This window comes from Stenotrophomonas nitritireducens, assembly GCF_001431425.1.
Classification (GTDB): Bacteria; Pseudomonadota; Gammaproteobacteria; order Xanthomonadales; family Xanthomonadaceae; genus Stenotrophomonas; species Stenotrophomonas nitritireducens.
This window is the reverse complement of record NZ_LDJG01000003.1, coordinates 233,801-252,670: the sequence shown is the minus strand read 5'-3', so window position 1 is coordinate 252,670 and position 18,870 is coordinate 233,801. Positions and strand designations below refer to the sequence as shown.

Sequence of the window (18,870 nt, the reverse complement as noted above, 5' to 3'; positions counted from 1 at the left end):
CAGGCGGGAGGCTGCCGCTGGTGGGCAGCTTCATCAGCGCGCCAGTCCGTCGAGCAGGTCCAGGCGCTGGGCCTCTCCACTACCGATTTCCAGCACGCCATCGGCCAGCTCCAGTGGCAGCACGGCCAGCGCCAGCCTGCCGGCGCTGCTGGCGACGGTACCGACGCTGGTGCCGGCCTGGGTCACCGCGTCGCCGGCCGTACTGGCGATGGCCGTATGCAGCAACACCAGCGAGCGCTTGGCCTTGCCCAGGAAATGGGTGCGCGCCACGATTTCCTGGCCGGGGTAGCAGCCCTTCTTCACGCTGTAGGCCGACAGGCGATCCAGTCCGAGCTGTTGCGCCGTCCATTGTTCGCGCTGCGAGTCGTCCAGCCGCGGCAGCCCGAAGCGCAGGTCCGACTGGCGCCAGGCAAGCTCCGCCATCTCCTCGTACCGCGCGTTGCCGGCCTCTGCCAGGCGCAGCATGCGCGGGCGCGCCGCACTGCCGACGTCCAGCTCGATGGCGCCGTCCTCCAGGCGGGCGAGCGCCGCGCCGCGGGCGAGGGCGGGGGTATCGAAGGCGGCCTCGACGGCGAGCGTGCCGGCAGGCGCCAGGTTCAGCTTGCGCCTGAATACGAAGCGCCGCAGTTGTTCGGTCATCGCCTCGGCGCCGCCATCGTGGCAGACCAGCAGCAGATGCTCCGGGTCCATGCGCAGCAGCTGGAATACCGCCAGCACGCGCCCCTTGGCGGTCAGCCAGGCATTCCATTGCCAATGGCCATCGGCCAGCGACGCCACGTCGTTGGCGAACTGGGCCTGGGCGAAAGCGACCGCGTCCGGGCCGGAAAGGCCCAGCACCTGGGGCTGGCGCAGTGTGCGCAAACCGCTGAAAAGAGGGGCGAGGTTGTCAGACACGTGAACGGGGACTAAAATTTGTGCGTTGCGAGACCGATCATGATAGGCCAAACAACCCCCACTCCCGAGGACGGAACCGAAACCCTGCCGGAACCGGAGAAGCAGCCGCTTCCCGATGCCGGATCGGTCCCGCAGGAAATCGGCGGACGCGGCGGACTCGATCCGGTGCGCTACGGCGATTGGGAGAAAAACGGTCGCTGCATCGATTTCTGAGCAGCGTCAGCCAACGCGGCAACCGCCGCCCAGCCGAGATAACGAGTCAGCGAATGGCGAACAGACCCCGCCCCCTTTCTCCGCACCTGCAGGTGTATCGCTGGCAGATCCAGATGGCCACCTCGATCCTGCATCGAGCCAGCGGCATCGTTCTGTCCGTCGGAGCCCTGATCATTGCCGGCGGCCTGCTCGCCCTGATGATGGGCCCCGAGTCCTGGAACTGCTTCACCACCCACGCCGGCGCGTGGTACGGCAAGGTGATCCTGTTCGGCTGGACCTGGTGCTTCGCCTACCACCTGTGCAACGGCATCCGCCACATCGTCCAGGACTTCGCCATCGGCTACAGCAAGCCGGCCTTCATCCGCAGCAGCTGGCTGTCGGTGATCGGCTCGCTGGTCATCACTGCGCTGGTCTGGGCCTACGTCTGCTGCTTCGGAGGCGCCGCATGAGCAATTTCCGCACCCCCCTGAAGAACGCGCGCGGCCTGGGCAGTGCCAAGTCCGGCACCATCCACTTCATCCACCAGCGCCTGACCGCCACCGCGCTGGTCGCGCTGACCCTGTGGTTCCTGTGCTTCGTGCTGAGCCTGATCGGCGCCGACTACGTCACCGCCGTCACCGCCGTGGCCAAGCCGTGGAACGCGATCGCGCTGGTCGGCTTCCTGGTCGCCATGTTCTGGCACGCGCAGCTTGGCCTGCAGGTCGTGCTCGAGGACTACATCCACAATTCGCTGATGGCGCTGGCCCTGCAGACCACGGTCAAGTTCGTCGCCGTGCTCGGCGCGATCGTCAGCATCTTCGCGGTCGCCCGCGTCGCGCTTGGGAACTGATACATGTCCGCTTACAACATCACTGAACACAAGGTCGACATGGTGGTCGTCGGCGCCGGCGGCGCCGGCCTGCGCGCGACCTTCGGCCTGGCCCAGAAGGGCCTGCAGACCGTCTGCATCACCAAGGTTTTCCCGACCCGCTCGCACACCGTGGCGGCGCAGGGCGGCATCTCCGCCGCGCTGGGCAACATGGGCGAGGACGACTGGCGCTACCACTTCTACGACACCATCAAGGGCTCGGACTGGCTGGGCGACCAGGACGCCATCGAGTACATGGTGCGCGAGGCGATCCCGGCCATCATCGAGCTGGAACACTACGGCGTGCCGTTCAGCCGCACCGAGGACGGCAAGATCTACCAGCGCCCGTTCGGCGGCATGACCACCAAGTACGGCGAAGGCCCGTCCGCGCAGCGCACCTGCGCCGCGGCCGACCGTACCGGCCACGCCATGCTGCACACGCTGTACCAGCAGTCGCTGGCGCACAACGCGCAGTTCATGATCGAGTACTTCGCGCTCGACCTGATCTTCGACGAAGAGGGCGTCTGCCGCGGCGTGCTGGCGCTGGACATGGCCGAGGGCACCCTGCACCTGTTCCGCGCCCATGGCGTGGTGCTGGCCACCGGCGGCTACGGGCGCGCCTACTTCAGCGCCACCTCGGCGCACACCTGCACCGGCGACGGCGGCGGCCTCGTGGCCCGCGCCGGCCTGCCGCTGCAGGACATGGAGTTCGTGCAGTTCCACCCGACCGGCATCTACGGCGCCGGCTGCCTGATCACCGAGGGCGTGCGCGGCGAAGGCGGCATCCTGCGCAACAGCAGCGGCGAGCGCTTCATGGAGCGCTACGCGCCGCACTACAAGGACCTGGCCTCGCGCGACGTGGTGTCGCGCTCGATGACCATCGAGATCCGCGAAGGCCGCGGCGTCGGCGAGCACAAGGACCACATCCTGCTCGACCTGACCCACCTGGGCCCGGGCGTGATCGACGAGAAGCTGCCGGGCATCGCCGAGAGCGCCCGCATCTTCGCCGGCGTCGACGTGCACAAGCAGCCGATCCCGGTCATTCCGACCGTGCACTACAACATGGGCGGCATCCCGACCAACTACCACGGCGAAGTCGTGCGCAAGGTCGGCGACAACCCCGATGCGGTGGTGCCGGGCCTGTACGCCATCGGCGAAGCGGCCTGCGTGTCGGTGCACGGCGCCAACCGCCTGGGCTCCAACTCGCTGCTCGACCTGGTGGTGTTCGGCCGCGCCGTGGCCAACCGCTGCGCCGAGACGATCAAGCCGGGCGCGCCGCACAAGACCCTGGCCTCCGACGTCTGCGACAAGGCGCTGGGCCTGCTGGACAAGCTGCGCCACGCCAACGGCGACACCCCGACCGCGGTCATCCGCGACCGCATGCAGCGCACGATGCAGGCCGACGCCGCCGTGTTCCGCACCAGCAAGTCGCTGGCCGAGGGCTGCGGGAAGATGGCCGAAGTGTTCGATTCGTTCCAGGACGTGAAGGTCTCTGACCGTTCACTGGTCTGGAACTCGGACCTGATCGAGACCTACGAGCTGAACAACCTGCTGCTCAACGCCGTGGCCACCATCAACTCGGCCGAGCAGCGCAAGGAAAGCCGTGGCGCGCACGCCCACGAGGACTATCCGGAGCGCGACGACGCCAACTGGATGAAGCACACGCTGGTCACCGTCGACGACAAGGGCAAGTGCAGCTTCGACTACCGTCCGGTGCACATGTACACGCTCACCGACGATGTCGCCGTCGTGCCGCCGAAGCCGCGCGTCTACTGATCCGGGGAACCTACGAACATGGCTGAATTTGCACTCCCGAAGAACTCCCGGGTCACCCAGGGCAAGCACTTCCCCGTCAAGGGCGGCGGCAAGAACGTGCGCACCTTCAAGATCTACCGCTGGAGCCCGGACGACGACCAGAACCCGCGTACCGACACCTACGAGGTCGATCTCGATGCGTGCGGCCCGATGGTCCTGGACGCGCTGATCAAGATCAAGAACGAGATCGATCCGACCCTGACCTTCCGCCGTTCCTGCCGCGAAGGCATCTGCGGTTCGTGCGCGATGAACATCGACGGCACCAACACGCTGGCCTGCACCCGCGCCATCAGCGACTGCGCCAAGGCCGAAGTGCCGATCTACCCGCTGCCGCACATGGAAGTGGTCAAGGACCTGGTGCCGGACCTGACCCACTTCTACGCGCAGTACGCCTCGATCAAGCCGTGGATCCGCACCCAGACCCCGGCGCCGCCGGACCGCGAGCGCCTGCAGTCGCCGGAAGACCGCAAGAAGCTCGACGGCCTGTACGAGTGCATCCTGTGCGCCTGCTGCTCGACCAGCTGCCCGAGCTACTGGTGGAACGGCGAGCGTTACCTGGGCCCGGCGATCCTGCTGCAGGCCTACCGCTGGATCATCGACTCGCGTGACGAGGACACCGGTGCGCGCCTGGACGATCTGGAAGATCCGTTCAAGCTGTACCGTTGCCACACCATCATGAACTGCGCCCGGACCTGCCCGAAGGGACTGAACCCGGCGCTGGCGATCGCCGAGATCAAGAAGCTGATGATGGCGCGCCGCGCCTGATGCGCCGGTTTCTGCGATGCCCCGCGCATCGCGGCCATGGCGGCACCGGTCCTTCGGGCCGGTGCCGTTTTCGTTTCCGCCACGACGAGGTCGTGGCATCGGCAGGTGAGCGATGAGCCCCGAAGACGAAATCGAACTGAAGAAACTGCGCTGGCGCTGCCGGCGCGGAATGCGCGAACTGGATCAGCTGTTCGGCCGTTATCTCGACCAGCGCTGGGGGCAGGCGCCGACGGTCGAACGCGCGGTTTTCCTGCAGCTTCTGGAAACCGAAGACGACAAGCTGTGGCGCTGGTCCATGGGCTACGAGGCCTGTCCCGATGCGCAGCAGGCCACCCTGCTGGAGTACATCCGCTCCCTTCCGCTGTGAGTGCCGGCCTTCGCGCTGGCAGGCCAGCGCCCTGCTGCTGCTCGGCCTGCTGGCCGCCGTCGCGCTGCTGAACTGCGAGCTGGAAGATACGATCGCCTGGCCGGCCGCGCTGCTGGTCTCCTGCTGGGGGCTGCGCGCGGCGCGGCATGGATTGGGCCAACCGGCCCGGCAGCTGCTGGTTCCGCCGGCGCCGGCCCCGGCCAGCCTCGATGGCATGGCGGTCGACGCGCTGGAGCTGCTGGAACGCGGCCCGCTGCTGGTGCTGCGCTGGCGCAAGGGGAAGCGGCGCGGGCAACTGCTGTTCTGGCCGGACACGCTGCCACGCGCACGGCGACGTGAACTGCGACTGGCCGTGCGCGCCGGCGCCGTTTCCCGTTAGCGGGCGGGAATGGCAACATGGCGCCACTCCACCGGCACACGCGCATGTTCAGACCCTTACCCGTCGCAATCGGATTGCGTTACCTGCGGGCCAAGCGCCGCAACGGTTTCATCTCCTTCATTTCCATGGCCTCGATCCTCGGCATCGCGCTCGGGGTGACGGTGCTGATCACCACGCTGGCGGTGATGAGCGGTTTCCAGAAGGAAATCCGCGACCGCCTGCTGCAGATGTCGGCCCACGCGACCGTCAGCGCCGATGGGGAGCCGATGGGCAACTGGCAGCACGCGGTGGACGTGGCGATGCGCGATCCGCGCGTGGCCGGCGCCGCGCCCTACATCGAGATCCAGGGCATGCTGGCGGGGCCGCGCGTGCAGGGAGCGATCGTGCAGGGCGTCGATCCGGCGCTGGAGCCGAAAGTGTCGGTGCTGGGCGAGAAGATGCAGAAGGGCTCGCTGGACAGCCTGCAACCGGGTGAATTCAACATCCTTCTCGGCAAGGAACTGGCGGTATGGCTGGGCGTGGACGTGGGCGACAGCGTGGTGGCGACGCTGGCCGAGATCCAGGGCACCCCGGTCGGCGCGATGGCGCGGACCAAGCGCTTCAAGGTCAGCGGCATCTTCGAGGCCGGCTCCAACGAAGTCGATCGTGGCGTGGCCTTCGTCAACATGCAGGACCTGGAGCGGGTGCTGCGGGTGGACGGGGTGACCGGCGTGCGCCTGAAGCTGCACGACATGGACCAGGCCTATACCGTGGCGCGCGACCTGGCACTGAACCTGGAAGGCTATTACCGGGTCAGCGACTGGACCCAGGAGAACGCCAACCTTTACCACTCGCTGCGCATGGAAAAGACGGTGATGGGCATCCTGCTGTCGCTGATCGTGGCCATGGGCGCGTTCAACCTGGTGTCCTCGCAGGTGATGCTGGTCACCGACAAGCAGGCCGACATCGCCATCCTGCGCACGCTCGGGTTGACGCCGGGCGGAGTGATGCAGGTGTTCATGGTGCAGGGCAGCCTGATCGGGCTGATGGGCACGGTGGCCGGCGTGATCGGCGGCATCAGCCTGACGCTCAACCTCGAGCGCATCCTCGGCCTGATCGAGTCGGCCTTCGACATAAAGCTGCTGCCGGAGGACGTGTACTACATCACCGGCCTGCCGACCGACATGCAGACCGGCGATATCGTGGTGATCACCGCGGTGGCGCTGCTGATGAGTTTCCTGGCAACGCTGTATCCGGCCTGGCGCGCGGCGCGCACCCAGCCGGCGGAGGCGCTGCGCTATGAGTGAGAACGCAAGCATGGAATCGGTGATCCGCGCCGAAGGGCTGGCCAAGACCTACGCCGAAGGGCGCATGCAGACGCCGGTGTTCGACGGGCTGGAGCTGGACATCCGGGCGGGCGAGACCGTGGCGATCGTCGGCGCTTCGGGTGCCGGCAAAAGCACGCTGCTGCACCTGCTCGGGGGGTTGGATACGCCCAGCGCGGGCGAGGTCTATGTGGCGGGGCAGAAGATGTCTGCCCTGTCCGATGCCGAGCGCGGGCGCCTGCGCAACAGTTCGCTGGGCTTCGTCTACCAGTTCCACCACCTGCTGCCGGAATTCACCGCGCTGGAAAACGTGATGATGCCGCTGTTGCTGGGCGAGGAGGGCGGCCGTGATTACAGCCGCGGCTGGGTGGCATCCTGCGTGGCGCTCGTCTGCTTCGCCACGCTGGCGTCGGTCAGGAGCGGGCACTGGATTTTCCTGTGGCTTGCCCTGGGCCTGTTGCTGGCCGGGCTGCTGGGGAAGGGGCTCGTCGCGTACTTGATCGGGCGAAGGAAGGTCGCCTCCGCCCGTCGACGGGCGACCGAGATGCTGGAGGCCGTGGGGCTGGGGCATCGCCTGCAGCACAAGCCCGGCGAACTGTCCGGCGGCGAGCGCCAGCGCGCCGCCGTGGCGCGTGCGCTGGTCAACAATCCGGCCTGCGTTCTGGGCGACGAACCCACCGGCAACCTCGATGACAAGACCGCGGCGACGGTGTTCGAACTGATGCTGGAATTGAACCGCAGGCATCGCACCAGCCTGGTGCTGGTGACCCACGACCGCAGCCTGGCCCGCAAGCTGGACCGGGTGCTGGAGCTGCGCGGGGCGCGCCTGCATCCGCTGGACCCTGCCGAGGTTTGATGGGGTCCCGCATCCTGCGTGGGCGGGCCGATTCCGATCCGGCACGCAGGCTGAACAGGCGCCGGACTGTCGCTTGCGCCTCACGGGGCGGGGTGCAAGATGACGGCGTATTCCCCAACAGGAGGTGTGTCGTGAAACGTCTGGCAATTGCTCTATTCGCCGCGGCTGCCCTGGCCGGCTGCGCCACCACCGGCAAGCTGTCCAGCAGCGAGCGGCTGGAACTGTACCGCGCCCATGCCGGGGCGCCGGTCAGGGATTTCCAGTACTTCGGTTCGCTCAACGGCTGGACCGAACTCGGCGACAGCGCGCTGGCGGTCTGGACCAAGCCCAGCGAAGCCTGGCTGCTGAGCCTGAGCGGCCCGTGCATGGATCTTTCCTATGCGCCGGCGATCGGCGTGACCAGCATGATGGGCCGGGTATCGGCGAAGTTCGACCGGGTGATCGTGCGCAGCGGAAGTCCCGGCATGGCGCCGATCCCGTGCCGGATCGACAGCATCCAGCCGCTGGACGTGAAGGCGTTGCGCGCTTCGGAAAAGGAACTGCGCGACGCCAAGGTCGAGGCGCGTGCCGAGGACCAGGGCAGCGGCGGCAACTGACGTCGCCGTGGTCGGTAGTGCGCAGAGGGCGGGCGGCTGGAGACAGCGCCCGCCCTTGTCGTTCAGGGGGCTTCGGGCGCGACGTAGCCGGCCGGCTTTTCCGCGCCGCCGCCGAACAGGAACTTGACCAGTTCTTCCTCCAGGAACGCGCGGTGCTTCGGGTCGCGCGGCGAGAGCCGGTTCTCGTTGATCAGCATGGTCTGGTGCGCCAGCCATGCCGCCCAGGCCTGCTTGCCGACGTTGGCGAAGATGCGCTGGCCCAGTTCGCCGGGGTAAGGCACGAAATCCAGGCCTTCGGTTTCGCGTTGTTGGTACTGGCAGAAGACGGAGCGGGACATGCGGTGTTCCTGTCGATGAAGCGGGCCGCCGTCAGTGGCGGTCGAGCAGCTTGCGGATCGGTGCCGGCAGGCCCAGCGAAGCCAGGTCGGCGCGGGCGACCCAGCGCAGGCCGTCATTGTCGCCCACCCGCGCGCGCAGGGCGACCTTGCGCAGGTGCAGCGGCTGCAGGTGCAGGCGGTAGTGGCTGAAGGTGTGGACGATCGGCGGCAGTTCGCTGGCGCCGTCGTAGTCGCCCTCGATGTTGCCGGCAAACCACGTGCGCAGGTCGGCATCGGTATCGGCCTGCGGCAGCGTCCACAGCGAGGCCCAGATGCCGGTGGGCGGCCGCCGGCACAACAGGATGCGGCCTTGCGCGTCTTCCAGCAGCAGGGCGCTGGCCTCGCGCTCGGGCAACACCTTGCCGGGCTTGGGCGTGGGCAGCGAATCCACCCGTCCCTGCGCATGCGCCGCGCAGCTTTCCTGCAACGGGCACAGGATGCAGGCCGGGTTGGCGCGGGTGCACAGCGTGGCGCCGAAATCCATCTGCGCCTGGGTCCAGTCGGCCATGCGCCCTTGAGGCACATCGGCCACATGCTGCGCGGCCAGCGCCCACAGCGGCTTCTCCACGGCGGGCAGGCCCGGATGGCCGGCGATGCCGTGGTAGCGGGTCAACACGCGTTTGACGTTGCCGTCGAGGATCGGGAACGGGTCGTTCCAGGCCTGGCTGAGGATGGCGCCGGCGGTGCTGCGGCCGATGCCGGGCAGCGCCAGCAGGGCGTCCAGGTCGCGCGGCAGGTCGCCGCCATGCAGTTCGACGCAGCGCCGGGCCGCGGCATGCAGGTTGCGCGCACGGGCGTAGTAGCCCAGTCCGGCCCAGTGCGCCATCAGCGTGTCGTTGTCGGCCGCCGCCAGGTCGGGCAGGGTCGGGAACGACTGCACGAAGCGCAGGAAGTAGGGAATGACCGTGGCGACCTGGGTCTGCTGCAGCATGATCTCCGACAGCCACACCCGGTATGGCGTGCGCGGATGCTGCCAGGGCAGGTCGTGGCGGCCGTGGTGTTCGAACCAGGCGAGCAGGCGGGTGGCGAAAGTGTCGAGAGGCTGGCGCATGGCGGGCATCGTGGCGGTAGCGTCGCAGGAGCGGCTTCAGCCGCGAGGGGGCCCTACCGGGGAAGCTCCTTCGCGATTGAAGCCGCTCTACGGAAGCGAGCGGTGTTCAGGCGCCCAGCGCCTCCGGCAGCAGCGCGTCGACGAAGGCTTCCGGATCGAACACGCGCAGGTCCTCCGGGCGTTCGCCGATGCCGGCGAAGCGGATCGGGATGCCGAACTCGCGCGCCAGCGCGAACACCACGCCGCCCTTGGCCGTGCCGTCCAGCTTGGTCACGACCAGGCCGGTGACGCCGGCGGCGGCATGGAACTGGCGCAACTGGTTCAATGCGTTCTGGCCGGTGGTGCCGTCGATCACCATCAGCACCTCGTGCGGTGCGGTGTCGTCGATCTTGCCGAGCACGCGACGGATCTTGCTCAGCTCGTTCATCAGCCCGGTCTGGGTATGCAGACGGCCGGCGGTATCGGCGATCAGCACGCTGGTGCCGCGCGCCTTGCCAGCCTGCAATGCGTCGAATGCGACCGAGGCCGCGTCGGCATTCTGGCCCTGGGCGACCACGGCCACGCCGTTGCGCTCGCCCCAGATCTGCAACTGGGCGACGGCGGCGGCACGGAAGGTGTCACCGGCGGCCAGCATCAGGCTGTGGCCCTGGTCCTTGAAGCGCTTGGCCAGCTTGCCGATGGTGGTGGTCTTGCCGACGCCGTTGACGCCGACGGTGAGGATCACGAAGGGTTTGGCGTTGGCGTCGATCACCAGCGGCTTGGCCACCGGCTGCAGCAGCGCGATCAGGTCGGCGCGCAGCGCGGCCAGCAGCGCGTTGGCGTCGGCGAATTCGCGCGATTTCATGCGCCTGCGCAGGTCTTCGACCAGCGCGGTGGTGGCGGGGACGCCTACGTCGGCGGTCAACAGCGCGGTCTCGATCTCGTCGAGCAGGTCGTCGTCCAGCCGTGGGTTGCGCGAGAACAGGCCGCCGAAACTACGGGCGAAGGCGCTGTTGCGCAGGCGGTCGCGCCAGCCGGTCTTGCCGGCCGGAGCCGCCGGTGCGGCATTGGCGGGGATCAGGCCGGCATCGCTTTCCGGTACGGCCGCCGCGGCTTCCGCCTGGGCGGCGGCTGGGGCAGGCTCGAAAGCGGGCTCGGGAGCTGCGGGCGCTTCCGCCGGCTCCGCGCTGTCGGCGGGGGCCGTATCGATGACTTCCGTGGACGGCGCCTGCTGTTCGGCGGGCGAGGGGATGGCGGAGGTCAGCTCCTCGGCGCTGAACTGCGGGGGCTTGCCGGCCGCAGGGGTGTCCTGGGGCTTCTTGCGACGGAAAAAACTGAGCATGGATGAGAAAAACCGGGGCAGGGGCACATGCTACCACCGGCGTCGGGGCCGGCCGGTCCGCAGGGCCGTGAAACAGCTAAAGTCGGCGCATTGCCGGCCGATGTAGTGGCATGAACGCGATTTCCTCCATTGCCGCCTCCGGCATGCGCACAGCCGTCATGGGCGTGCGCGTGGCCGCGCAGAACATCGCCGTGCAGCCGGTACCGCCGGTGGGGCCGCGGCAGGTGCTGGCCGTGCAGGCCCTTCCCGGCGGCGGCGCCAGCGCACAGGTGACGACGGGCGGGGAAGCTCCGGACATGGTCGCCGACCTGCTGGCGGCCAGGACCTATGAAATGGCCTTTGCCGCCAATGCCGTGGTGATCCGGCGCAACGACGAGATGCTGGGGACGCTGTTCGACGCGTTCGCGTGACCGGTCGCCACCGGCGCGGCGGAATCCAGCCCGGGCAAGCCTCCGGCCGCCCGTATCCGACGTGCAACCACGTAGGAGCGGCTTCAGCCGCGAGGGGCATTCGCATGAACCCCCATCGCGGCTGAAGCCGCTCCTACGAGAAGCCTCCTCCCGTGGAAGGAGGCTGCTCTCAGGCCGACAGTTCCAGCAGCAGCCTGTTGAGCCGGCGCACGTAGGCGGCCGGATCCTTCAGGCCGTCGCCGGCGGCCAGCGCGGCCTGGTCGAACAGCACGCGGGCCAGGTCGTTGAAGCGGTCCATGTCCGGCTCGTCGTCGAGCTTGCCGATCAGCGGGTGGCCCGGGTTGAACTCGAACACCGGCTTGGCTTCGGGCACCTTCTGGCCGCTGGCTTCCAGGATCTGCCGCATCTGCAGGCCGAGGTCCTGCTCGCCGATGGCCAGGATCGCCGGCGAATCGGTCAGGCGGTGGGACACGCGCGCTTCGGCCACGTCCTCGCCCAGCGCGGTCTTGATGCGCGCGGCCAGCCCTTCCTTGGCCTTGGCGGTTTCCTCCTGCGCCTTCTTCTCTTCCTCCGAATCCAGCGTGCCCAGGTCCAGGTCGCCGCCGGCCACGTCCACGAACGACCTGCCGTCGAACTCGTGCAGGTAGTTCATCAGCCACTCGTCGATGCGGTCGGTCATCAGCAGCACTTCGATGCCCTTCTTGCGGAACACTTCCAGGTGCGGGCTGTCCTTGACCTGCAGGTGGCTCTCGCCGGTGAGGTAGTAGATCTTGTCCTGGCCTTCGACCATGCGGCCCACGTAATCGGCCAGCGCCACGTCCTGCTCGCCGTCGCCGCCGTGGGTGGAGGCGAAGCGCAGCAGGCCGGCGATCTTCTCGCGGTTGTTGAAGTCCTCGGCGGGGCCTTCCTTCAGTACCTGGCCGAACTCCTTCCAGAACCGCGCGTAGTCCGCGGGCCTGTCCTTGGCCAGCTTTTCCAGCATGTCCAGCGCGCGCTTGGTCAGCGCCGACTTCATCGAGTCGACCACCGGGCCGGACTGCAGGATCTCGCGCGAGACGTTCAGCGGCAGGTCGGATGAATCGACCACGCCCTTGATGAAACGCAGGTACAGCGGCAGGAACTGCTCGGCCTGGTCCATGATGAAAACGCGCTGCACGTACAGCTTCAGGCCCTTGGCGGCGTCGCGGTGGTACAGGTCGAACGGCGCGCGGCCGGGCGTGTACAGCAGCGAGGTGTATTCCAGCTTGCCCTCGACCTTGTTGTGGCTCCACGCCAGCGGGTCGCTGAAGTCGTGGGCGATGTGCTTGTAGAACTCGTTGTATTCGGCGTCGCTGACTTCGGCGCGGGGGCGGGTCCACAGCGCGTTGGCCTTGTTGACCGCCTCCCACTCCGCTGCGGCCGGCGCTTCTTCGCCCTGCGCTTCCTTGAGCAGTTCGATCGGCAGGCCGATGTGGTCGGAATACTTCTTGACCAGGCTGCGCAGCTTCCAGCCGTCGGCGTAGCCTTCCTCGCCTTCCTTCAGGTGCAGCACGATGCGGGTGCCGCACCCGGGCTTGTCGATGGTCGCCACCTCGAACTCGCCTTCGCCGCGCGAGGACCAGTGCACGCCCTCGCTGGCCGGCAGGCCGGCGCGGCGGCTGTAGACGTCGACCTGGTCGGCGACGATGAAGGCCGAATAGAAGCCCACGCCGAACTGGCCGATCAGGTTGGCGTCCTTCTTCTGGTCGCCAGACAGGTTCTTCAGGAAATCGGCGGTGCCGGATTTGGCGATGGTGCCCAGGTGCGCGACGGCCTCGTCGCGGCTCAGGCCGATGCCGTTGTCATCGATGGTCAGGGTGCGCGCAGCCGGGTCGGCCTCGATGCGGATGCGCAGCGCGCCGTCGCCTTCCAGCAGCTCCGGCCGGGTCAGCGCCTCGAAGCGCAGCTTGTCGGCGGCGTCGGCGGCGTTGGAGACCAGCTCGCGCAGGAAGATTTCCTTGTTCGAGTACAGTGAGTGGATCATCAGGTGCAGCAGCTGCTTCACCTCGGTCTGGAAACCGCGGGTTTCCTTGTGGGCTTCGGCGCTCATCGTCGGGTTCGCTCCATGGGTTGCCTGGGCCGCGCGCGGCGGCCGATGGCTTCACGGATGTGGGCCCGATGGCGGATTTCAAGATCGACGGCCGCTCGGGGCGTCCGCGCCGCCCGGGCGCAGCGGGGCGCGGTGGTCGATTCGGCATTATCATGCCGGCCCGTTTCCCGCGCTTGCCCCATGCCCCGTCCGCCCCGATCTCCAGCCCCTGCTCCCCGTCGTCACGCACATGGCGGGGAAGGGCAGGTGCGCATCATCGGCGGGCGCTGGCGCAATACGCGGCTGCCGGTGCCGTACGCCGAAGGGCTGCGTCCGACCAGCGACCGCGTGCGCGAGACCCTGTTCAACTGGCTGATGCCGAAGTTGCCGGGCGCGCGCGTGCTGGACCTGTTCGCCGGCAGCGGCGCGCTGGGGCTGGAGGCGGTCTCGCGCGGCGCGGCGTCGGCGCAGCTGGTCGAGCGCGATCCGGCGCTGGTGGCTGCCCTGCGCGATGTGGTCGTGCGCCTGGATGCCGCTGCGCAGGTGCAGGTCGCCGCCGGCGACGCATTGCGCTGGCTGGAAACCGCTCCGGCGCAGCAGGCCGACATCGTGTTCGTCGATCCGCCATTCGCCGACGGCATGTGGGCGCAGGTGTTCGAACGGTTGCCGCGGCACCTGGCCGCCGATGCATGGTTGTACGTGGAGGCGCCGTCGGGCGCGGTGCCGCGTGTGCCCGCCGGCTGGAGCCTGCACCGCGAGGGCGGCACCCGCGATGTGGGCTATGCCCTGTACCGTCGCGCCGCTGCTACACTCCGCGATGACCTGAACGCGACCCCGTCCGCATGACCCCGTCCAACCCGCGCATCGCCGTCTATCCGGGCACGTTCGACCCGATCACCAATGGTCATATCGACCTGGTGCACCGGGCCGCGCCGCTGTTCGAGAAGATCGTGGTCGGCGTGGCGCAGAGCCCGTCCAAGGGACCGACGCTGCCGCTGGAGCTGCGCGTTGATCTGGCGCGCGAGGCGCTGGCGCGCCATGGCAACGTCGAGGTGGTTGGTTTCGACACCCTGCTGGCGCATTTCGTGCGCTCGGTGCATGCCGGCGTACTGCTGCGCGGCCTGCGCGCGGTGTCCGATTTCGAGTACGAATTCCAGATGGCGAGCATGAACCGCCACCTGATCCCGGAGGTCGAGACCCTGTTCCTGACCCCGTCCGAACAGCACAGCTTCATTTCCTCCTCGCTGGTGCGCGAAATCGCCCGGCTCGGGGGCGACGTGTCCGGCTTCGTGCCGGCCACGGTGCTGGAAGCGCTGCGCAAGGCCCGCGAATCCCGCGCGGGCGCCTGACCCATCCCAACAGCTGTAACGAATCCAATAGAGGGAGACGATCCATGAAGAACACGATGCGCGTGATGCTTGCCGCTTCGCTGGTGCTGGGCTTCACCGCCTGCAAGAAGGAAGAGGCCGCCCCGGTCGCCGAAGCGCAGCAGGCGCTGGTCGCGCCGGCCAAGGACGACGACGCCGGCTGGCGCAAGTATCTGCAGGCCGTGGCCGTGCAGAACATGGGCAACATCACCAACAGCCCGTTCCTGTATTACCTGGTGCCGGAGTCGGATCCGGAATTCGCCGACAAGTACACGCGCCAGGTCGAAAGCGCCACCGCCGCCATCGGCCGCGGCGTGTCGCCGGGCAACATGCTGGCCTTCGGTTCCTCGGCCTCGTCGAAGATGGCCGACCTGATCGAGACCGCGTTCAAGGGCGTGGAAGCCGATTCGATGAAGGGCGTGCGCGTGGTGTTCATCGGCGATGCCGCCGACAACGCCCGCGTGCAGACCATCGTGCAGCCGACCGGCGCCGACTACATCTTCGTTGAAGCCAAGTGACCCGTGTCTGGCCGGGCATGCGCGACGCATGCCCGGCCGCTGCCGGCCCGGAAACGGGCCGCATGCAGCCGGCGGTGCCATGCGCCGCCGGCCTGTCGTCGGCGAGCGCGGGCATGGAGCCGTTCCATGTCTCTGAAAATCAATGAGCTCTGCGTCAACTGCGACGTCTGCGAGCCCGCCTGCCCGAACAAGGCAATCTCGATGGGCGAGACGATCTACGTGATCGATCCGGCCCTTTGCACCGAATGCGTCGGTCATTTCGACGAGCCGCAATGCGTGGTGGTGTGCCCGGTCGAGTGCATCGATCCGGATCCGGACATCCCCGAGACCCACGACCAGCTGCTGGCCAAGCTGCATGCGCTGCAGCGCGACCACCCCGAACTGTACGAACCGGAGACCCCCTCGGAATGAAACGTTTCGCGCGTCCCTTCCTGTTGTTTGCGCTGGTGCTGGCACCGGCGGCGTGGGCGGCGCAGACAGCGCCGCAGGCGCTGGCCGCGCACCCCGATGGCGCGGCGATCGCCAGCGGCCATGAGCTGGCGACCCGGGCCGGCATGGAAATCCTGGCCAAGGGCGGCAACGCGTTCGATGCCGCGGTCGCGGTGTCTTCCACGCTGGCCGTGGTCGAGCCGATCAGCTCCGGCCTGGGCGGCGGCGGCCTGTTCATGCTGCACGACGCGCGCACCGGCAAGGACGTGATGCTCGACGCGCGCGAGACCTCGCCGGCATCGGCCACGCCCGAGCGCTTCCTCGACAAGAACGGCGACCTGGACCGCGACCGCTCGGTCAACGGCCCGTGGTCGGCCGGCATCCCGGGCCTGCCGGCGATGCTGGTGCAGGTCGCGCGCGAGCACGGCCGCCTGCCGCTGTCCGAATCGCTGGCGCCGGCGATCCGCATCGCCACCGATGGCTTCCCGGTATACGCGCGCATGGCGCGCGGCTACGCGTCGCGCCGCGAGGTGATGGAGCGCTACCCCGGCACGCGCGAGGTCTACCTGCGCAACGGCCGTCCCATCGCCGAGGGCGACATCTTCAGGCAGCCCGAGCTGGCGCATACCCTGCGGCTGCTGGCCGACAAGGGCTTCGACGGCTTCTACCGCGGCGAGACCGCCAAGAAACTGCTGGCCGGCGTCAAGAAGGCCGGCGGCCAGTGGACCGCCGAGGAACTGGCCGGCTACACGGTCAAGGCGCGCGAGCCGATCGTGTTCGACTATCGCGGCTGGAAGATCACCACCGCGCCGCCGCCGTCCTCCGGCGGCATCGCGCTGGCGTCCATGCTGCAGATCCTGGAAGGCTGGGACCTGGCCAGGCTGGACGACGCGCACCGCACCCACCTGGTGGTGGAAGCGATGCGCCGCGCCTACCGCGACCGCACCTTCTTCCTCGGCGATCCGGATTTCGTGCACATTCCGCAGAAGGTGCTGACCAGCCGCGACTACGCGCAGGGCCTGCGCGCCACCATCCACCCGGAGAAGGCGACCCCGAGCGACCTGCTGTCGGGCAACCCGACGCCGCTGGAAGACGACGAGACCACGCATTTCTCGATCATCGACAACGAAGGCAACCGCGTCGGCGGCACGCAGACGGTGAACCTGCTGTACGGCTCGGGCTTCATCCCGGCCGGCACCGGCGTGCTGCTCAACAACGAGATGGACGATTTCGCGCTCAAGCCGGGCACGCCCAACGCGTTCGGCGTGATGGGCTACGAGGCCAACGCGCCGAAGCCGGGCAAGCGCATGCTCAGCTCGATGACGCCGACCTTCATGGAGAACGCCGACAAGGTCATCGTGATCGGTACCCCGGGCGGCAGCCGAATCATCACCATGGTGCTGCTGGGCATCCTCGGCTACGACGCCGGGCTGGACGCGCAGCAGGTCGCCGCGTTGCCGCGTTACCACCACCAGTGGCTGCCGGACGAGATCTCGGCCGAGAGCGGCGCGTTCACGCCGGAGGTTGCCAGGCAGCTGCAGGCGATGGGCCACAAGGTCGACCTGCCGGGCGACAGCGCCGAGGGCGGGCGCGGTTCCAGCCACGTCTGGGGCAACCTGCAGACGGTGGAATGGGACCGTCGCAGCAATACCCTCAGCGGCGGCAGCGACCCGCGCAACCCGGTGGGCAGCGCCGAAGTGCGCAAGATGGGCAAGGGCGACTGAGCCGTTTCTCCCGCACCGCGATGCATGCGCGAAACCCCGCCGCCTGGCGGGGTTTCGCGTTCCAGGGGGGGCAGGCGCTCAGCGCTGCAGGGCGCGGAGCACCCCGGCCAGCCCGCGTACGGCGGCTTCCAGTTCGTCCGGCGCATGCGCGGCGAAGCCCATCAGGAAGCCGGCCTCGCTGGCGGAAGCGGCATGCAGGCCGCCCAGTCCCAGCAGGTCGATGCCGGCGTGGCGTGCGGCGTGCACCGCCCTGGCCTCGGACAGGCCGCAGGTGAGGATGCACGGCATCTGCATGCCGCCGGCCGGCACGCGCGGCTGCAGGTGGTGGCCGAGATGCTGGTGGACGAGCCGCGCCAGCAGGTCGCGGCGCTCGCCGTAGAGCGTGCGCATGGCGCGTACATGGGCGCCGAAATGGCCGCCCTCGATGAAACGCGCCAGGGTCAGCTGCGGGACCGGCGCGCTGTGGCCGTCCAGCAGGGTGCGGGCCACGGTCATCGGTTCCACCAGCGCCGGCGGCAGGACCATGTAGCCGATGCGCAGGCCGGGGAACAGCGACTTGGTGAAGGTGCCGACGTAGATCGTCCGCTCGTGCGGATCGAGCCCCTGCACGCAGGCGGTGGGCTTGCCGGCGTAGTGGAACTCGCTGTCGTAGTCGTCCTCGATGATCCAGGCGTCGTGCCGGTGGGCCCATTCGATGACGGCCAGGCGCCGGTCCAGCGCCAGCGTGGCGCCGGTCGGGAACTGGTGCGAGGGAGTAAGGAACACGGCCCGCGCGTCCGGCGCCGCATCGTGCAGCCGCTGCACGCACATGCCGTCGGCGTCCACCGGAATGGGGACGCACTCCAGGCCGGCGGCATCGAAGGCGCGGCGCGCGCCGTGGTAGGCCGGATCCTCGATGAGGACGCGGTCGCCGGCATCGAGCAGTACATGGGCGCACAGGGCCAGCGCTTGCTGCGAACTGGTCAGTACCAGCACGCGGTCGGCCGTGGCGCGGGCGCCGCGCTCGAGGTTGACGTAGTCGGCGATGGCGCTGCGCAGCGTTTCCACGCCCTGCGGCGGGCTGTGCAGCAGGGCGCGGGTGCCGTGTTCCTTCAGTACCTGGCGCTGCAGGCGTTCCCAGGTCTGCAGCGGGAAGTGCCGGGTCTCGGGCAGGCCGGGCGCGAAGGCGCGCGGCGCGAGGAAATCGCGCACGCCGCCGTTGTGGAACAGCATGGCGCCGCGCCGGCTCAGGCCGGGGGAGGGCGTTGCGTACGCGGGCGTGCGCCTGGCCCCGGCACGGCGTTGGCGCACGCGCTCGGAAACGAAGCTGCCGCTGCCCACGCGCCGTTCGATGAAGCCCTCGGCATGCAGCTGGCCGTAGGCCGCCTCGACGGTATCGCGGGAAACCGCCAGCGACCGGGCCAGCGCGCGCGAGGCCGGCAAGGGACGGCCCACGTTGATCGCGCCATCGAGGATCAGCTGGCGGATGGCGCGCTGGATGCGGGCGTGCAGCGGCAGGGCGGCATGCGCCGGATCGCCGATCCATGCCTTCACCGATTCGAGCTGCGCATGCCTGAACAATTGGCTGGTACTCCTTGTCTTGAATGGATG

22 protein-coding genes are annotated in these 18,870 nt (G+C 68.7%); 16 read left to right on the top strand and 6 right to left on the bottom strand.

Annotated features, from left to right (window positions below):
* Positions 1-33: 33 nt before the first annotated feature.
* Positions 34-894 carry a CAF17-like 4Fe-4S cluster assembly/insertion protein YgfZ gene (gene ygfZ / locus ABB22_RS03005; protein WP_055769401.1) on the bottom strand — a complete coding sequence of 287 codons (861 nt, stop codon included), beginning with the start codon at positions 892-894 and terminating at the stop codon, positions 34-36.
* Between the two features lie 39 nt (positions 895-933).
* Here ygfZ and ABB22_RS17675 point away from each other — a divergent pair, with 39 nt between their 5' ends.
* From ABB22_RS17675 to ABB22_RS02960, 10 genes are all read left to right on the top strand, one after another.
* Complete coding sequence (locus tag ABB22_RS17675; protein ID WP_082443607.1) at positions 934-1,107, top strand: DUF1674 domain-containing protein; 174 nt, start codon at positions 934-936, stop codon at positions 1,105-1,107.
* Positions 1,108-1,160: 53 nt separating this feature from the next.
* The gene (sdhC, locus tag ABB22_RS03000) at positions 1,161-1,556 is read left to right on the top strand and encodes a succinate dehydrogenase, cytochrome b556 subunit (protein ID WP_055769400.1); all 396 of its coding nucleotides are present in this window, start codon (positions 1,161-1,163) and stop codon (positions 1,554-1,556) included.
* Positions 1,553-1,936 (top strand): succinate dehydrogenase, hydrophobic membrane anchor protein, encoded by a 384-nt coding sequence (sdhD, locus tag ABB22_RS02995; RefSeq protein ID WP_055769397.1) that lies wholly within the window; start codon positions 1,553-1,555, stop codon positions 1,934-1,936. Before sdhC ends, sdhD begins: the two co-directional genes overlap by 4 nt.
* A gap of 3 nt (positions 1,937-1,939) precedes the next feature.
* Positions 1,940-3,730 (top strand): succinate dehydrogenase flavoprotein subunit, encoded by a 1,791-nt coding sequence (gene sdhA, locus ABB22_RS02990; RefSeq protein ID WP_055769396.1) that lies wholly within the window; start codon positions 1,940-1,942, stop codon positions 3,728-3,730.
* Between the two features lie 18 nt (positions 3,731-3,748).
* On the top strand, positions 3,749-4,534 hold the full coding sequence (locus ABB22_RS02985) for a succinate dehydrogenase iron-sulfur subunit (RefSeq protein ID WP_055769393.1): 786 nt from the start codon (positions 3,749-3,751) through the stop codon (positions 4,532-4,534).
* 112 nt (positions 4,535-4,646) lie between these two features.
* The gene (locus ABB22_RS02980; protein WP_055769391.1) at positions 4,647-4,901 is read left to right on the top strand and encodes an FAD assembly factor SdhE; all 255 of its coding nucleotides are present in this window, start codon (positions 4,647-4,649) and stop codon (positions 4,899-4,901) included.
* Positions 4,852-5,280 carry a hypothetical protein gene (locus ABB22_RS02975; RefSeq protein ID WP_055769389.1) on the top strand — a complete coding sequence of 143 codons (429 nt, stop codon included), beginning with the start codon at positions 4,852-4,854 and terminating at the stop codon, positions 5,278-5,280. The genes ABB22_RS02980 and ABB22_RS02975 overlap by 50 nt, the downstream gene beginning before the upstream one ends.
* A gap of 44 nt (positions 5,281-5,324) precedes the next feature.
* Entirely contained in the window at positions 5,325-6,566 is a 1,242-nt protein-coding gene (locus ABB22_RS02970) for a lipoprotein-releasing ABC transporter permease subunit (protein WP_055769387.1), read from the top strand.
* The gene (locus tag ABB22_RS02965; protein WP_055769385.1) at positions 6,559-7,440 is read left to right on the top strand and encodes an ATP-binding cassette domain-containing protein; all 882 of its coding nucleotides are present in this window, start codon (positions 6,559-6,561) and stop codon (positions 7,438-7,440) included. The genes ABB22_RS02970 and ABB22_RS02965 overlap by 8 nt, the downstream gene beginning before the upstream one ends.
* Before the next feature lie 131 nt (positions 7,441-7,571).
* Positions 7,572-8,036 carry a DUF6491 family protein gene (locus ABB22_RS02960; RefSeq protein ID WP_055769383.1) on the top strand — a complete coding sequence of 155 codons (465 nt, stop codon included), beginning with the start codon at positions 7,572-7,574 and terminating at the stop codon, positions 8,034-8,036.
* A 62-nt stretch (positions 8,037-8,098) separates the two neighbouring features.
* Here ABB22_RS02960 and ABB22_RS02955 read toward each other — a convergent pair whose 3' ends face one another.
* The 3 genes from ABB22_RS02955 to ftsY all read right to left on the bottom strand — a co-directional run bounded on the left by ABB22_RS02955 (position 8,099) and on the right by ftsY (position 10,785).
* A complete protein-coding gene (locus ABB22_RS02955) occupies positions 8,099-8,374 on the bottom strand; it encodes an oxidative damage protection protein (RefSeq protein WP_055769381.1) in 276 nt (91 codons plus the stop codon).
* Positions 8,375-8,405: 31 nt separating this feature from the next.
* Positions 8,406-9,464 (bottom strand): A/G-specific adenine glycosylase, encoded by a 1,059-nt coding sequence (mutY, locus tag ABB22_RS02950; protein WP_152984010.1) that lies wholly within the window; start codon positions 9,462-9,464, stop codon positions 8,406-8,408.
* A gap of 106 nt (positions 9,465-9,570) precedes the next feature.
* Entirely contained in the window at positions 9,571-10,785 is a 1,215-nt protein-coding gene (gene ftsY / locus ABB22_RS02945; protein ID WP_055769377.1) for a signal recognition particle-docking protein FtsY, read from the bottom strand.
* A 110-nt stretch (positions 10,786-10,895) separates the two neighbouring features.
* Here ftsY and ABB22_RS02940 point away from each other — a divergent pair, with 110 nt between their 5' ends.
* Positions 10,896-11,195 carry a hypothetical protein gene (locus ABB22_RS02940; RefSeq protein ID WP_055769375.1) on the top strand — a complete coding sequence of 100 codons (300 nt, stop codon included), beginning with the start codon at positions 10,896-10,898 and terminating at the stop codon, positions 11,193-11,195.
* Positions 11,196-11,364: 169 nt separating this feature from the next.
* On the opposite strand, the gene htpG is transcribed toward ABB22_RS02940, so the two are convergent.
* Positions 11,365-13,263, bottom strand: a complete 1,899-nt coding sequence (gene htpG, locus ABB22_RS02935) for a molecular chaperone HtpG (RefSeq protein ID WP_057505045.1) — start codon at positions 13,261-13,263, stop codon at positions 11,365-11,367.
* A gap of 180 nt (positions 13,264-13,443) precedes the next feature.
* On the opposite strand from htpG, the gene rsmD reads away from it, so the two are divergent.
* The 5 genes from rsmD to ggt all read left to right on the top strand — a co-directional run bounded on the left by rsmD (position 13,444) and on the right by ggt (position 17,280).
* Positions 13,444-14,088 carry a 16S rRNA (guanine(966)-N(2))-methyltransferase RsmD gene (rsmD, locus tag ABB22_RS02930; protein ID WP_055769372.1) on the top strand — a complete coding sequence of 215 codons (645 nt, stop codon included), beginning with the start codon at positions 13,444-13,446 and terminating at the stop codon, positions 14,086-14,088.
* Positions 14,085-14,591: a pantetheine-phosphate adenylyltransferase gene (gene coaD / locus ABB22_RS02925; RefSeq protein WP_055769370.1), complete on the top strand. Its 507-nt coding sequence runs from the start codon at positions 14,085-14,087 to the stop codon at positions 14,589-14,591. Before rsmD ends, coaD begins: the two co-directional genes overlap by 4 nt.
* Before the next feature lie 44 nt (positions 14,592-14,635).
* Complete coding sequence (locus ABB22_RS02920; protein ID WP_055769368.1) at positions 14,636-15,127, top strand: hypothetical protein; 492 nt, start codon at positions 14,636-14,638, stop codon at positions 15,125-15,127.
* A 126-nt stretch (positions 15,128-15,253) separates the two neighbouring features.
* Positions 15,254-15,538 (top strand): YfhL family 4Fe-4S dicluster ferredoxin, encoded by a 285-nt coding sequence (locus ABB22_RS02915; protein ID WP_055769366.1) that lies wholly within the window; start codon positions 15,254-15,256, stop codon positions 15,536-15,538.
* Entirely contained in the window at positions 15,535-17,280 is a 1,746-nt protein-coding gene (ggt, locus tag ABB22_RS02910; RefSeq protein WP_055769365.1) for a gamma-glutamyltransferase, read from the top strand. The genes ABB22_RS02915 and ggt overlap by 4 nt, the downstream gene beginning before the upstream one ends.
* 78 nt (positions 17,281-17,358) lie before the next feature.
* Here ggt and pdxR read toward each other — a convergent pair whose 3' ends face one another.
* Positions 17,359-18,840 (bottom strand): MocR-like pyridoxine biosynthesis transcription factor PdxR, encoded by a 1,482-nt coding sequence (gene pdxR / locus ABB22_RS02905; RefSeq protein WP_055769363.1) that lies wholly within the window; start codon positions 18,838-18,840, stop codon positions 17,359-17,361.
* Between the last annotated feature and the right edge of the window lie 30 nt (positions 18,841-18,870).